The organism is Priestia sp. SIMBA_032 (assembly GCF_046535215.1).
In the GTDB taxonomy this organism is placed as follows: domain Bacteria; phylum Bacillota; class Bacilli; order Bacillales; family Bacillaceae_H; genus Priestia; species Priestia aryabhattai.
Window position 1 is genome coordinate 1 of sequence record NZ_JAWRXD010001172.1, and the last position, 252, is coordinate 252.

The window sequence follows — 252 nt, forward strand, 5'->3', positions numbered from 1 at the left end:
GGGTAGCGATACGGTTCTTTACCCGGAAGCAGGCCCGCGTTCAGATGCACTCGTGCGTCGTCGACGCCGAACACCGGCAACGCTTTCTGACCGGCACTGGCCGTCGCCGTGAGGAAGCAGGCCAGACCCGGGGCCTGGTAGCCGAGCAGTGTTGCGGTCGGGTTGAGGTTCGCCAATGTCGAGATGATGTTCGCCTTGGACGGCGCGATGACACCGTTGATGGTGTCGGCCATGCCCGTGACGTTCACCAGC

General features: G+C 63.9%; 1 protein-coding gene. It reads right to left on the reverse strand.

What is annotated here, in order from left to right; all coding sequences use genetic code 11:
- Positions 1-233 (reverse strand): MCE family protein (locus SB717_RS38000; protein WP_410908344.1); only part of this gene is annotated, 233 nt, incomplete at its 3' end.
- Between the last annotated feature and the right edge of the window lie 19 nt (positions 234-252).